This window comes from Staphylococcus caledonicus (assembly GCF_016238465.1).
Classification (GTDB): domain Bacteria; phylum Bacillota; class Bacilli; order Staphylococcales; family Staphylococcaceae; genus Staphylococcus; species Staphylococcus caledonicus.
The window spans coordinates 79,529-93,457 of the sequence record NZ_JABTXV010000001.1; the positions used below are offsets into that span (position 1 = coordinate 79,529).

Consider the following 13,929-nt stretch of genomic DNA (forward strand, 5'->3'; position numbering starts at 1 on the left):
CTAGAGATAGAGGGTTCAAATTGGCAACGTAATGTTCCAACTTGAACCCTCATTTTATATATCAATATTTCATTTGTAATTAAATTGCAAAGAATGTTTCGAAATCTTCAGTGTTTAAGATATGGCCTATATAGAAACCACCGAAATCGCCGTAGCGAGCAGTTGTTTCATCAAAACGCATTTCATAGACGATTTTCTTGAATTGTAAGACGTCATCTGCGAATAATGTTACGCCCCATTCATAATCGTCGAAACCTACTGAACCGGTAATAAACTGTTTAATTTTACCTGCGTATTTACGACCAATCATGCCGTGGTTATACATTAATTTTTTACGATCTTCCATTGGTAACATATACCAGTTATATGTTTCATTACGGCGTTTATCCATTGGATAGAAACAAATATATTCTGATCTTGGTAGTTCAGGATACAAGCGTGCTCTTACATGTGGATTTTGGTAAGGATCTTCATCTGATTTACCTGCTAAGTAATTTCCTAATTCAATTACTGATACATAAGAGTATGTTTGAATAAAGAAATCGGCAATGCGTAATTTATTTAACTCATTTTCAATTTCATTTAATTCTTTCATTTCTGGACGTAAATACCATAATAAGATATCGGCTTTTTGACCAGTAATATTATAGAGCGCATAATCACCTGCTTGGTTATCTCTAGCGCTAGCTTTATCATTAATAAACGCTTTAAACTCATTAATCATCGCTTCACGTTCATCTTCGGGCACTAATCTAAATGTCGCCCAATCTACAGCGTAAAATAAATGAAGGCTATACCAACCATCTAAAGTTTCGGCTGCTTCGCTCATGTATATCGCTCCTTTAAACTAAGATATTTATCACTTAATACAGGTTAAATTTTATCATAAAGCATATAGGGAGACATACCTAAATGATTACAAATTAGTGAAATGGAAATCTCGTATAAAATAAAGTATAATTAAGGTGCAAACATAATTATGAAATTATTTAGGAGGGCCTTATGTCTAGTTTATTAGATGTATTACAAGAAAAACTTTCAGGAAAAAATGTGAGAATCGTATTACCTGAAGGTGAAGACGAACGTGTATTAACAGCTGCTACACAATTACAAGCAACTGATTATGTAACACCTGTTGTATTAGGTGACTATGACAAAATTAATTTATTAGCTCAAGATAAAGGATTAGATGTTTCAAATATCGAAGTAATCAATCCATCTACAAGTGAATTAAAACCAGAATTAGTTAAATCTTTCGTTGAACGCCGTAAAGGTAAAGCAACTGAAGAACAAGCGGACGAATTATTAAACAATGTGAACTATTTCGGTACAATGTTAGTTTATGCAGGTCACGCTGACGGATTAGTAAGTGGTGCTGCACATTCTACTGGCGACACTGTACGTCCTGCATTACAAATCATTAAAACTAAACCAGGTGTATCTAAAACTTCTGGTATCTTCTTTATGATTAAAGATGACCAACAATATGTATTTGGCGATTGCGCTATCAACCCAACATTAGAATCATCTGACTTAGCAGAAATCGCTGTTGAAAGTGCGAAATCAGCTAAAAGCTTTGGCATGGATCCACGCGTAGCAATGTTAAGTTTCTCAACTAAAGGTTCAGCTAAATCTGACGATGTTGATAAAGTTGCAAATGCTGTTCAATTAGCACAAGAAAAAATTAAATCTGAAGGCTTAGATGACGTAGTTATCGATGGTGAATTCCAATTCGACGCTGCTATCGTACCTTCTGTTGCTGAGAAAAAAGCACCAGGTGCAAAACTTCAAGGTGATGCAAACGTATTCGTATTCCCAAGCTTAGAAGCTGGTAACATCGGATATAAAATTGCACAACGTTTAGGTGGATTCGATGCAGTTGGCCCAGTATTACAAGGCTTAAATTCACCTGTAAATGACTTATCACGTGGTTGCTCAACTGAAGACGTTTATAAATTATCAATCATCACTGCTGCTCAAACATTACAATAATGGATTTAGCAAGCAAATATTTTAATGACATTGACTGGCGCTATATAGATCATTCTTCTGGTTTAGCGCCAATGCAGTCATTTGCGTTTGATGACACGTTTTCAGAAAGTGTAGGAAAAGATTTATCATGCAATGTAGTAAGAACTTGGATTCATCAACATACCGTGATACTTGGTATTCATGATTCTCGTTTGCCGTATCTTAAAGACGGCATCCAATATTTAACCGATGAGATTGGTTATAATGCGATTGTGAGAAATTCAGGTGGACTCGGTGTGGTACTTGATCAAGGCATTTTAAATATCTCGCTTATTTTCAAAGGACAAACTGAAACAACTATCGATGAAGCATTTACAGTTATGTATTTACTAATTTGTAAAATGTTTGAAGACGAAGATGTAGATATAGATACTCGAGAAATTGAGCATTCTTATTGTCCTGGGAAATTTGATTTAAGTATTGATGGCAAAAAGTTTGCAGGTATTTCACAACGACGTGTACGTGGTGGCATTGCCGTACAAATTTATTTGTGCGTAGAAGGCTCTGGTGCCGAACGTGCAGAGATGATGCGTGTCTTTTATGAACGTGCACTTAAAGGCGAGACAACTAAATTTAGTTATCCAGATATTCAACCAGAGTGTATGGCATCATTAGAAACGTTGTTCAAACGTGAAATTAAAGTGCAAGATGTGATGTTCCAATTACTACATGCGATTAAAGATTTAGGCGGCAAGTTAAACATGGAGTCAATTACAGACGATGAATGGCAACGTTACGATGGTTATTTTAATAAGATGATTGAGCGTAACGAGAAGATGAATCGTTCCATGGCCGAATAGTGAATAAACGTTAGAGACTTTTTATTACTTTTTATTAGTAGTGAAAAGTCTCTTTTTTTGAAAGGCGATAAAATTTTAATGCAATTTTAAAGATTTTATTGCCTTCATTTTCGCACAAAAAAAGTAATTTAAGACCGAATAATCTATGAAAATCATCGCAAATTGCTATATTCCTAATAATTTTTATAGTAATATAGTTTAGGTGGACTAATTTAAAAAACTGTCATAAGGCAGTAGATTATGTTATTAAATTCGAAATTTAGGGTATTAATATTTTTAAGTTTTGAACTAATTTTAACAGAGTTTTATACTATTTATTGGTATGAGTTTTATAACATAATTTTTTATTAAATTTAAATTTGATAGATGTAGATAAACATATTGTTATAAACAAATAGATAATTAAACAATTAATGATAAACAGAAGATATATGGAAACTAGGATATGCCCGTACTTTTTAATGTTGATAAACCGGGTGTATAGAGTAATCGCTTATAGTAACCTAGTGACCTACATAATTATAAGACAATGCGGGATAACAATTGAGGGTGTATAGCACAATGAATGTGTATGCGAGCCTCGAAATAATTTTCAGAAAGAATATTAAAGGTGAGATATCATGGTACAACGTGGCTATGGGGAGTCTAACGGTAAAATAATATTAATCGGTGAGCATGCGGTAACATTTGGACAACCGGCAATTGCGATTCCGTTTACTTCAGGAAAAGTTAAAGTGTTGATTGAAAGTTTGGAAAAAGGCAGTTATTCAGCGATTCAAAGTGATGTCTATGACGGACCTTTGTATGATGCACCAGAACATTTGAAATCATTGGTTGGTCATTTCGTTGAGATTAAAGAAGTAGAAGAGCCTTTATTAGTTCGAATTCAAGCCAACTTACCTCCTTCAAGAGGATTAGGTTCAAGTGCGGCAGTAGCTGTCGCATTTATTAGAGCGAGTTATGATTATTTAGGTTTACCATTAACTGACAAAGAATTATTAGAAAATGCGGACTGGGCTGAACGTATCGCGCACGGTAAACCAAGTGGAATCGATACTAAAACAATCGTCACAAACCAACCTGTATGGTATCAAAAAGGGGAAGTAGAAATCCTCAAAACATTAGATTTAGATGGATATATGGTCGTTATTGATACAGGCGTCAAAGGCTCGACAAAACAAGCGGTTGAAGACGTTCATCAATTATGTGATAACGATGAAAAATATATGGATATTATTAAACATATTGGTTCTTTAGTATATTCAGCAAGTGACGCCATCGAACATCATAGCTTTGATCAATTGGCAGATGTTTTCAATCAATGCCAAGATGATTTAAGAACGTTAACTGTAAGTCATGAGAAAATTGAGATGTTGCTTAAATTAGGCGAACAACATGGCTCAGTCGCTGGTAAATTAACTGGTGGCGGTCGTGGTGGCAGTATGTTGATTCTAGCGAAAGAATTAAAGACTGCTAAAAATATCGTAGCAGCTGCAGAAAAAGCTGGAGCACAACACACATGGATTGAGAAGTTAGGAGGATAAACCATTGAAAAAGAGCGGTAAAGCACGTGCACATACGAATATTGCACTGATTAAATATTGGGGTAAAGCAGACGAGGCGCTGATTATTCCGATGAATAATAGTTTATCAGTTACATTAGAACGTTTCTATACTGAAACGCGTGTAACATTTGATGAGGCATTAACTGAAGACCAGTTAGTTCTTAATGGCGAACAAGTGAATGCTAAAGAAAGTGCCAAGATTAAACGTTACATGGAAATGATTCGTAAGGAAGCGGGCATTACTGAACATGCACTGATTGAAAGTGAGAACTTTGTCCCTACAGCGGCAGGGTTAGCTTCTTCCGCTAGCGCATATGCAGCATTAGCTGGTGCATGTAATGAAGCTCTCCAATTAGGTTTATCTGATAAAGACTTATCTCGCTTAGCACGCCGTGGTTCTGGTTCAGCTTCACGTAGTGTCTTCGGTGGCTTTGCCGAATGGGAAAAGGGTCATGACGATGCGACTTCATTTGCGCACAGCATTGATGCACATGGTTGGGAAGACGACTTGGCCATGATCTTCGTTGTAATTAATAATAAATCGAAAAAGGTTTCAAGCCGTTCAGGTATGTCCTTAACACGTGAAACTTCACGTTTCTATCAATATTGGCTAGATCATGTAGACGCAGATTTAAAAGAAACAAAAGAAGCAATAGCTAATAAAGATTTCAAACGTATGGGTGAAGTGATTGAAGCGAATGGGTTACGTATGCACGCAACTAATTTAGGTGCGCAACCACCATTTACATATTTAGTTCCAGAAAGCTATGAGGCAATGCGCATCGTCCATGAATGTAGAGAAGCAGGACTTCCTTGTTACTTTACAATGGATGCAGGCCCTAATGTTAAAGTTCTTATTGAAAAGAAAAACCAACAAGCAATTGTAGATAAATTCCTACAAACATTTGACCAAGAACAAATTATTACAAGTGATATCACGAAATCAGGAATCGAAATAATTAAGTAAGGAAGAGATACAATGATTCAGGTGAAAGCGCCAGGAAAGCTTTATGTAGCAGGTGAATATGCAGTGACCGAGCCAGGCTATAAATCGGTCTTAATCGCGGTAGACCGTTTTGTTACAGCTGCCATTGAAGCTTCAAACGAAGTAATGGGTACAATTCATTCTAAAACATTACATTATGAACCAATCACATTCTATCGCAATGAAGATAAGATTGAAATTTCAGATCCTCATGCAGCTAATCGATTAAAGTATGTTGTAACAGCCATTGAAGTATTCGAACAATACGCTAGAAGTTGTAATGTTAAGTTAAAACATTTTCATTTAACAATCGATAGTAATTTAGATGATGCTTCAGGTCAAAAATATGGCTTAGGTTCAAGTGCTGCCGTATTAGTATCAGTTGTGAAAGTCTTAAATGAATTTTATGAGATGCAATTATCTAACTTATACATTTATAAACTAGCAGTTATTGCAAACATGAGATTGCAAAGTTTGAGTTCTTGCGGTGATATCGCAGTAAGTGTATATAGTGGTTGGCTCGCTTATAGTACATTTGACCATGATTGGGTTAAACAACAGATGGAAGAAACGTCTGTCAATGACGTCTTAGAGAAGAACTGGCCAGGACTTCATATAGAGCCTCTACAAGCTCCAGAGAACATGGAAGTGTTAATAGGATGGACGGGTTCTCCTGCATCGTCACCTCATTTAGTAAGTGAAGTGAAACGCCTTAAATCAGATCCTACTTTTTATGGAAAATTCTTAGACCAATCACATTCTTGTGTAGAGAATTTAATTTATGCGTTTAAAACGAATAACATTAAAGGCGTACAAAAAATGATTCGCCAAAATCGTGGCATTATCCAACAAATGGATAATGAAGCAACGGTGGATATTGAAACGGAAAATTTAAAACTGCTATGTGATATTGGTGAACGTTTCGGTGGCGCTGCGAAAACGTCGGGCGCCGGTGGAGGCGACTGTGGTATTACTATTATTGATAATAAAATTGATAAGCAACGCATTTATAGCGAATGGGAAGCCCATGGTATTAAACCATTAAAATTTAGAATTTATCACGGACAGTAATGCGTTAAGAGGAACGAGTGAGTCAGAATTCGACACAAGAATTGTGAGCTTGCTCTTTTTTTATTGAAATATGTATTCTTTGAAACAGTGCTTGAATTTTCCAGTAAAAAGAGTAAAATTATTAGAGTTAAATTAGACGATAATGATTAGGACAGATTAATAATTTATTGAGTTAACTTTAAATGTTTTTATGGGAGCTTTTCCTCAATGAAAGTGAGAAATGTCCTAATGTTAGTCCATGGCTATGAGTATAGAGAGAAAGGTGGGTAGCAAGGTGAAGAATAAATTCTTAATATGTGATGAATGTCAGGCGGTTAATCTTAAATCATTAAAGCGCAAACTTGAAAAATTAGATCCAGAGGCGGAAATTGAAATAGGGTGTCAATCGTATTGTGGACCAGGACGCCGTAAAACATTTGCGTTTGTTAATAACCGTCCACTTGCTGCACTAACTGAAGATGAACTAATGGAGAAAGTAACAACTCAACTTAAAAAACCACGTGATCCTGAAGAAGAGGAACGGTTAAGAAAGCGTAATGAAGAACGTAAACGTCGTAAAGAAGAACAAGATAGAAAATTAAAAGAAAAATTGGCTAAACGTAAAGCTGTAAAATAAGATGTTACACTGGAAATAATAAATATATATCGTTGGAAAAGAAGGGGCTCTTCGAAATTTTAGGTTAAAGCTAAAATTTGAAGAGCCTCCTTTTTGACGTATTGTTTGGGAAACGGGATGATGTCATCTGTTAGATTGTATTAATTTTGAGTTTTGTTCATAAAAAAAGAACTAAGAAGAATAAATTCTTCTTAGTTCTCAAGTAAGGTTTAATCCTATGACATTACAACAACGTTAGTTGCTTGTTCGCCACGTTGGCCTTCAGTGATTTCGAATTCAACTTTTTGGCCTTCTTCTAAAGATTTGTAACCTTCGCCAGCAATACCGCTGAAATGTACGAATACATCGTTACCGTCTTCTCTTTCGATGAAACCAAAACCTTTTTCTGCGTTAAACCATTTTACTGTACCGTTATTCATATAGAATACCTCCATGTGCTTTTGCACGAATATTTGTAACAAATTCATTTATTAAAAAGAGAGCATTCTAGATAAACACACTACAATTAAATACACGAGCTTTTATTACGTTAGGTTAACTATAACTCATATTTATTAATAAGTAAAGCTTTTTATCAATAAAAATAGTGATAAGTTTAATTTATATATTAATAAAGAGGCTCGAACCCTTGTATCACAAGAGATTGAGTCCTAAAATTATAGTTTGAAATGTATTGAAAACTAATTAAACGATCACATAAAAAAACACTAAGAAGAAAATGAATTCTTCTTAGTGTTAAGAATAGGTTTAATCCTATGACATTACAACAACGTTAGTTGCTTGTTCGCCACGTTGGCCTTCAGTAATGTCGAAGTCAACTTTTTGACCTTCTTCTAATGTTTTGAAACCTTCACCAGCGATACCACTGAAATGTACGAATACATCGTCACCGTCTTCTCTTTCGATGAAGCCAAAACCTTTGTCTGCGTTAAACCATTTTACTGTACCGTTATTCATATAGAATACCTCCACGTGCTTTTGCACTTAATATTTGTAACAAATTCATTTATAAAAAGGAGAGCATTTCTAGATAAACACACTACAATTAAATACACGAGCTTTTATTACGTAAGTCCAACTATAACGGATATTTATTAATAAGTAAAGCTTTTCAATATAAAAAATTATGATAAAAATATTTTATACATATCAGGTGTGTTTAAAATACTGATGTGCCAGGGTTGATTATGCTTCACGTTTAAAAATAAAAATTTAAAGCTTTTCAGCGTTTTATCTACTACTATTCTTATAGATTGAATAAATCGTTAAATGATTCAACCATAGTAGGATGAGTGTAAATGTTATCGCGTAACACGTGATAAGGAATATGTTGATCTATCGCTAATTTAATTAGATTAATAATTTCTTCAGATTCTTTACCATATAAAGTAGCGCCTAAAATTTCATTATTGTCTTTATTAATAACAACTTTAAATATGCCACGCCCATCGTTATTAATTTTGTGACGAGGAATAGTGTTAACTAAAATTTTATTTTCTGCATAATTATAATTTTGAGCTTGGGCTTCTTTAGCAGTTAAGCCAACACGAGATAATGGTGGATCGATAAACACTGTGTAAGGAATAGCGCCACGATTATCTGTCGTACGTGAACCATCACCAAATAGTTTAGATTTTAAAATTCTAAAGTCATCTAATGAAATGTAAGTGAATTGTAGTCCACCTTTGACATCTCCAGCTGCATAGATATGTTCTACTGAAGTTTGTAAATGATTATTCACTTTAATTTCTCCACGTTCGCCTAGAGTAATATCAGTATTTTCCAAGGCTAAATCAGTATTTGGCACACGTCCAGTAGCTAATAACACAGCATCAGCAGTAAAAGTGCCTTTTGACGTTTCTACAATTGTGCGCGAATCATCATTTTTAAATTCATGTATGTCCGCGTCTGTTACAAACGTAATGCCTTTAGCCTCTAAATCAGCTACAGCATGTTCTACGACTTTTTTGTCTTCTCTCGGCATAATTTGAGCCCCGTGTTCGACTACAGTAACTGTTGATCCGAAGTTTGCGAACATAGAAGCAAATTCTAGGGCAATATAGCCCCCACCAATAATAACTAAATCTTTAGGTTGAAACTCAATATTTAATAAACCACGTGAATCATAAAGATTCTGTGCTGTATCAATACCTTTAATATCTGGAATATTAGACTTCGCACCTGTATTAATAACAATTTTATCTGCAGTCACGGTATGAGCAACTTCGCCATTCTCGTCTACTAAATTCACTTCAGTATTTGATTTAAATTGCGCTTTATAATCTAGAACTTCAATCTTGTCATCATTGGCTAAATTGCCATAATTCTTTTTATTTAATGCATTGACGACTTCTTTTTTTCTTGAAAAGGCAGAACCAAAATCTACACGTTCAATCCCGTCATGAACGAGTACCTTAGAAGGAATACAGCCGTGATTTATACATGTGCCGCCGTAGCTCTCTGACGATTGTTCAACTAAGGCAACATGTTGGCCTTGTGATGCTGCATATTTAGCAAGCGTCTTACCTGCTTTACCGAAACCGATAATTAATAAATTATAATGTGACATGTGTTGTCTCCTCCTTAATAATCTCTTTAATAACGTCACTAACCGTTAATTTACTGTAAAAATCAAGCATTAAAGCTATTTCTTGTTCTTTATAATTTGCCATCGTGTGTGCAATATTTCTGGAAATAGCACAATGGCTTTGTTCATTACCAGTGAAAATGCGTTGTGAACTGGTTTTATCTACGACGAATAGTTGATACAACGTAGATAATTTAATAGTAGGTGTCGTGTTATTGGCACGGTATCCACCGCCTTGTCCACGTAGGGCGTCTATAAATCCATGATTATTTAGAACGGTAGTTACCCGACGTAATTGCACCGGATTAAGACAGGTGAGTTGTGCTAGCTCCTGACTACTGAAATGTTCATCACGGTGCTTCATTAGAAAACTAAGCACATGAACAGAAATATTAAATTCTAAATTCATGATGTCACCACCTTTAATGTAACTTTATTAGTTACATTAAAATATATAGTATAAGAAAAGTCAATATGAATGACTGTAAAAAGAAGTGGGTAAACTGTAAAATGAGATAAATAAAATTTAAAGTGATGATAAAGGAGATGTCTTCAATGGCAGAATTAGTACAATTAGGTAAATCAGATGTACGTGTATTCCCAATCGCACTAGGTACAAACGCAGTAGGTGGACATAACTTATACCCAAATTTAGACGAAGAACAAGGTAAAGAGGTAGTAAGAAAAGCCATCGACAATGGTATTACATTATTAGATACTGCATATATTTATGGACCAGAACGTTCTGAAGAATTAGTTGGCCAAGTTGTTCAAGAGTATCCCCGTGAAAAAGTTCAAATCGCTACTAAAGGTTCACATGTTATTAAAGATAATGATGAAGTGGTTCAAAATAACGATCCAGAGTATTTAAAACAACAAGTTGAAAATAGCTTAAAACGTCTTCAAGTAGATTATATTGATTTATACTATATTCATTTTCCTGATGAAAATACGCCAAAAGATAAAGCCGTTGCAGCATTACAGGAACTTAAACAAGAAGGTAAAATTAAAGCAATTGGTGTTTCTAACTTCTCATTAGAACAGCTTAAAGAAGCCAATAAAGATGGTTATGTAGACGTAGTTCAATTAGAATACAATTTATTACACCGTGAAAATGAAGAAATAATGAAGTATGCAGCTGACAATAATATTACTTTTGTCCCTTATTTCCCATTAGCCTCTGGAATATTGGCAGGTAAATATGATGAAGACCAAACATTCGATGATCATCGTGCAACACGCCGTGACTTCCAACCAGAAGTGTTTAAAGACAATGTACGACGTGTGAAAGAATTAGGAACAATTGCGGAAGCGCACAATACTTCTATAGCGAACATTGTATTAGCTTTCTATCTTACACGTCCAGCACTTGATGTAGTGATTCCAGGCGCAAAACGTGCTGAACAAGTTGTAGAAAATATTGAAGCGGCTAATGTAACGTTAAGTGACGATGAGATTAAAAAAATCGATGACCTATTTCCAATCAAGTAATGTAAAAAAATAAAGTAACTAAGACTCCTACACCGTTTATATATGTGTAGGAGCTTTTTTAAAATTCGAGACTATTTTTGAGTTCTAAAATCATGAACAAGCGTTATTCTTTCTAGAATAAAATTTAGCAATCTTACATAAATATGTATTGAAAAGGGTACTAACACATTGTGTAAGTAGTAAGTAAGACGTATACGTAAGGCCCAAAGTCATAACATAATAGTAAAATATGAACGATATCTTATACATAAATGAATGAAATTAATAGAAAGCGAGGAATATGAATGATTACAGTTTTATTTGGTGGTAGCCGTCCGGAAGGTAATACTGCACAGTTAACAAAGTTAGCATTAGAGGGGTTAGAATATGACTGGATAGATTTAACGGAATATCAATTCAGTCCAGTCAGAGATTTACGTCATGAGAATGAAGATATTACTACATATCAAGATGACTATAAAAAAGTTATAGATAAAGTGTTAGAAAGTGACGTAGTTATTTTTGCTTCTCCAGTTTATTGGTATAGTGTGTCAGCCTCATTAAAAGCATTTATTGATAACTGGTCCGAAACACTTATAGATCCTAATTATAGTGATTTTAAAGAGAAGATGGCGAAAATAGATTTCCGTTTAATCTTAGTAGGGGGAGATTGTCCTAAAGTAAAAGCGAAACCTTGTATTACTCAAATGAAATACACATTAGATTTTATAGGTGCAGAATTAAATGGATATATTATTGGCACGGCTGAAAGACCAGGTGATATCTCCAAAGATGCATTTGCTTTAGAAAGAGCTAAAGAATGGAAAGAAAATTTAGGCAACGCGACTGAAATATAATAAAATTCCAATTATTTTTAGCGCAACTTCTATATTGAGCGCTTGTTTGCGGTCTGTGATATAATTTCATTATTAATTCCATTGTAGAGTCAGGAGAATCAAGTATGTATAAAGTCAGAGAAGCGACAGCAAATGACGTAGTAGCTATTAGAGATATTGCTACTAAGGCATGGTATAACACATATTTAAATATTTATGCCGCATCAACGATTAATGAGTTACTTGCTGCTTCATATAATGAACAACATTTAAAAAAACGTTTAGAAGAACAATTGTTTTTAGTAGCTAAAGACGAAGATGAAATTGTAGGATTTGCAAACTTTATTTATGGTACAGACTTATATCTATCAGCACACTATGTTCATCCAGAATGTCAGCATAAAGGCTATGGTACAGATTTACTTGAAAATGGATTAGCCCATTTCAAAGGTAAATATGATGCAGTTTATTTAGAAGTAGACAATAAGAATAAAGGTGCTATCAAATATTATCAAAATCAAGGTTTTGAAATCATTCGTTCTTACCAACCAGAAATGTATGGAGAACAACTCGATTTAGCATTAATGAAGAAACACTTATAATTTATTAATATACTAATATGAAAGGAAGGATAAGTTTGACGCAAACATCTTATGTTGACCAGAAATTAGCTGAAGAGAAAGTATTTAAAGATCCAATTCATAAATATATTCATGTTAAAGATCAGCTTATTTGGGATTTGATTAAAACTAAAGAATTTCAACGTTTACGTCGTATTAAACAACTAGGTACATTGTATCTTTCCTTTCATACTGCAGAACATAGTCGTTTTGGGCACTCTCTAGGTGTTTATGAAATCGTGCGCCGTATGATTGATGAAACTTTTGTGGGGCGTGAGGCGTGGAATAACGAGGACAGACCACTAGCATTATGTGCTGCCCTTTTACATGATTTAGGACATGGACCGTTTTCCCATAGCTTTGAAAAGATATTTAACACTGACCATGAGGCCTTTACACAGGCAATTATCACTGGTCACACTGAAGTAAATGAAGTATTAAGTCGTGTTTCTGAGACATTTCCACAAGATGTAGCTGATGTTATTAACAAGACTCATAAAAATAAATTGGTAATTTCCATGATTTCGTCGCAAATTGATGCCGATCGCATGGATTATTTACAACGTGATGCTTATTTTACAGGTGTATCTTATGGAACGTTCGATATGGAGAGAATACTACGTTTAATGAGACCATCTAAAGATGAAGTACTGATTAAAGAAAGTGGTATGCACGCTGTTGAGAACTTTATTATGAGTCGATATCAAATGTATTGGCAAATCTACTTCCATCCAGTTAGTAGAGGCGGAGAAGTCTTATTGAACAATTGTTTGAAACGAGTAAAGCAATTGTATAAAGAAGGCTATCATTTTAAAATGTATCCGGAAGATTTTGTACCGTTTTTTGAAGAGACTATTACTATAGAACAGTATGTTGAGTTAGATGAAGTGGTAGTACTGTATTATTTGAAAAAGTGGGTTAATGAAAACGATGCAATACTTAGTGATTTAGCGCGAAGATTTATTAATCGTGATTTATTTAAATACATACCATTTGATGGTTCGATTATTACGATTACTGAATTACAGGAACTATTTATTGAAGGTGGTATAGACGCTGATTATTACTTCGTTAGCGAAGCTTTCTCGGATTTACCATATGATTATGACCGTCCAGGTTCAAATCGACAGCCGATTCATTTATTAAGAAGAAACGGTAGTATTAGAGAAATAAGTAGCCAGTCCCTTGTAATTTCAAGTATTACAGGTATTAATCGGGAAGATTATAAATTATATTATCCAAAAGAAATGATACTCAACATTGAAAATCCACAAATTAAAGGTTCTATCATTAATTTACTAAATGAAATGAATTAAATTGATTCGTTGAAAGTTTCATTAATAACTCA

General features: G+C 34.4%; 15 protein-coding genes. 10 read left to right on the forward strand and 5 right to left on the reverse strand.

The window, feature by feature from the left end; all coding sequences use genetic code 11:
• Positions 1 to 79 precede the first annotated feature (79 nt).
• Complete coding sequence (gene hemQ / locus HS848_RS00380; protein WP_107507201.1) at positions 80 to 829, reverse strand: hydrogen peroxide-dependent heme synthase; 750 nt, start codon at positions 827 to 829, stop codon at positions 80 to 82.
• A 173-nt stretch (positions 830 to 1,002) separates the two neighbouring features.
• On the opposite strand from hemQ, the gene pta reads away from it, so the two are divergent.
• The 6 genes from pta (at position 1,003) to HS848_RS00410 (ending at position 7,068) form a co-directional block, all read left to right on the forward strand.
• Positions 1,003 to 1,992, forward strand: coding sequence for a phosphate acetyltransferase (pta, locus tag HS848_RS00385; protein WP_107506023.1), 990 nt, complete (start codon positions 1,003 to 1,005; stop codon positions 1,990 to 1,992).
• Entirely contained in the window at positions 1,992 to 2,831 is an 840-nt protein-coding gene (locus tag HS848_RS00390) for a lipoate--protein ligase family protein (RefSeq protein WP_198610863.1), read from the forward strand. Before pta ends, HS848_RS00390 begins: the two co-directional genes overlap by 1 nt.
• A gap of 620 nt (positions 2,832 to 3,451) precedes the next feature.
• Entirely contained in the window at positions 3,452 to 4,375 is a 924-nt protein-coding gene (gene mvk / locus HS848_RS00395) for a mevalonate kinase (protein WP_107507198.1), read from the forward strand.
• Positions 4,376 to 4,379: 4 nt separating this feature from the next.
• On the forward strand, positions 4,380 to 5,363 hold the full coding sequence (mvaD, locus tag HS848_RS00400) for a diphosphomevalonate decarboxylase (RefSeq protein WP_198610864.1): 984 nt from the start codon (positions 4,380 to 4,382) through the stop codon (positions 5,361 to 5,363).
• 12 nt (positions 5,364 to 5,375) lie between these two features.
• Positions 5,376 to 6,452, forward strand: a complete 1,077-nt coding sequence (locus HS848_RS00405; RefSeq protein WP_198610865.1) for a phosphomevalonate kinase — start codon at positions 5,376 to 5,378, stop codon at positions 6,450 to 6,452.
• Between the two features lie 274 nt (positions 6,453 to 6,726).
• A complete protein-coding gene (locus HS848_RS00410) occupies positions 6,727 to 7,068 on the forward strand; it encodes a DUF1450 domain-containing protein (protein ID WP_198610866.1) in 342 nt (113 codons plus the stop codon).
• 215 nt (positions 7,069 to 7,283) lie between these two features.
• Here HS848_RS00410 and HS848_RS00415 read toward each other — a convergent pair whose 3' ends face one another.
• The 4 genes from HS848_RS00415 to hypR all read right to left on the reverse strand — a co-directional run bounded on the left by HS848_RS00415 (position 7,284) and on the right by hypR (position 10,064).
• A complete protein-coding gene (locus HS848_RS00415) occupies positions 7,284 to 7,487 on the reverse strand; it encodes a cold-shock protein (protein ID WP_103166100.1) in 204 nt (67 codons plus the stop codon).
• Positions 7,488 to 7,821: 334 nt separating this feature from the next.
• Positions 7,822 to 8,025: a cold-shock protein gene (locus HS848_RS00420; protein ID WP_103166101.1), complete on the reverse strand. Its 204-nt coding sequence runs from the start codon at positions 8,023 to 8,025 to the stop codon at positions 7,822 to 7,824.
• 289 nt (positions 8,026 to 8,314) lie between these two features.
• On the reverse strand, positions 8,315 to 9,637 hold the full coding sequence (merA, locus tag HS848_RS00425) for a hypothiocyanous acid reductase MerA (protein WP_198610867.1): 1,323 nt from the start codon (positions 9,635 to 9,637) through the stop codon (positions 8,315 to 8,317).
• Entirely contained in the window at positions 9,624 to 10,064 is a 441-nt protein-coding gene (hypR, locus tag HS848_RS00430) for a redox-sensitive transcriptional regulator HypR (RefSeq protein WP_198610868.1), read from the reverse strand. Before hypR ends, merA begins: the two co-directional genes overlap by 14 nt.
• Positions 10,065 to 10,210: 146 nt before the next feature.
• Between hypR and HS848_RS00435 the strand changes: the two genes are divergently transcribed.
• From HS848_RS00435 to HS848_RS00450, 4 genes are all read left to right on the forward strand, one after another.
• The gene (locus HS848_RS00435) at positions 10,211 to 11,146 is read left to right on the forward strand and encodes an aldo/keto reductase (RefSeq protein WP_198610869.1); all 936 of its coding nucleotides are present in this window, start codon (positions 10,211 to 10,213) and stop codon (positions 11,144 to 11,146) included.
• 284 nt (positions 11,147 to 11,430) lie between these two features.
• Entirely contained in the window at positions 11,431 to 11,982 is a 552-nt protein-coding gene (locus HS848_RS00440; protein ID WP_198610870.1) for a flavodoxin family protein, read from the forward strand.
• A 104-nt stretch (positions 11,983 to 12,086) separates the two neighbouring features.
• The gene (locus HS848_RS00445; protein ID WP_107507189.1) at positions 12,087 to 12,563 is read left to right on the forward strand and encodes a GNAT family N-acetyltransferase; all 477 of its coding nucleotides are present in this window, start codon (positions 12,087 to 12,089) and stop codon (positions 12,561 to 12,563) included.
• Positions 12,564 to 12,580: 17 nt separating this feature from the next.
• Positions 12,581 to 13,897: an HD domain-containing protein gene (locus HS848_RS00450; protein WP_198610871.1), complete on the forward strand. Its 1,317-nt coding sequence runs from the start codon at positions 12,581 to 12,583 to the stop codon at positions 13,895 to 13,897.
• Positions 13,898 to 13,929 lie beyond the last annotated feature (32 nt).

What these genes read in the sequence shown, in the direction of transcription:
- hemQ (WP_107507201.1), bottom strand. Translation starts at nt 829, where the DNA reads ATGAGCGAAGCAGCCGAAACTTTAGATGGTTGGTATAGCCTTCATTTA.
- pta (WP_107506023.1), top strand. Translation starts at nt 1,003, where the DNA reads ATGTCTAGTTTATTAGATGTATTACAAGAAAAACTTTCAGGAAAAAAT.
- HS848_RS00390 (WP_198610863.1), top strand. Translation starts at nt 1,992, where the DNA reads ATGGATTTAGCAAGCAAATATTTTAATGACATTGACTGGCGCTATATA.
- mvk (WP_107507198.1), top strand. Translation starts at nt 3,452, where the DNA reads ATGGTACAACGTGGCTATGGGGAGTCTAACGGTAAAATAATATTAATC.
- HS848_RS00405 (WP_198610865.1), top strand. Translation starts at nt 5,376, where the DNA reads ATGATTCAGGTGAAAGCGCCAGGAAAGCTTTATGTAGCAGGTGAATAT.
- HS848_RS00415 (WP_103166100.1), bottom strand. Translation starts at nt 7,487, where the DNA reads ATGAATAACGGTACAGTAAAATGGTTTAACGCAGAAAAAGGTTTTGGT.
- HS848_RS00420 (WP_103166101.1), bottom strand. Translation starts at nt 8,025, where the DNA reads ATGAATAACGGTACAGTAAAATGGTTTAACGCAGACAAAGGTTTTGGC.
- merA (WP_198610867.1), bottom strand. Translation starts at nt 9,637, where the DNA reads ATGTCACATTATAATTTATTAATTATCGGTTTCGGTAAAGCAGGTAAG.
- hypR (WP_198610868.1), bottom strand. Translation starts at nt 10,064, where the DNA reads ATGAATTTAGAATTTAATATTTCTGTTCATGTGCTTAGTTTTCTAATG.
- HS848_RS00435 (WP_198610869.1), top strand. Translation starts at nt 10,211, where the DNA reads ATGGCAGAATTAGTACAATTAGGTAAATCAGATGTACGTGTATTCCCA.
- HS848_RS00440 (WP_198610870.1), top strand. Translation starts at nt 11,431, where the DNA reads ATGATTACAGTTTTATTTGGTGGTAGCCGTCCGGAAGGTAATACTGCA.
- HS848_RS00445 (WP_107507189.1), top strand. Translation starts at nt 12,087, where the DNA reads ATGTATAAAGTCAGAGAAGCGACAGCAAATGACGTAGTAGCTATTAGA.
- HS848_RS00450 (WP_198610871.1), top strand. Translation starts at nt 12,581, where the DNA reads ATGAAAGGAAGGATAAGTTTGACGCAAACATCTTATGTTGACCAGAAA.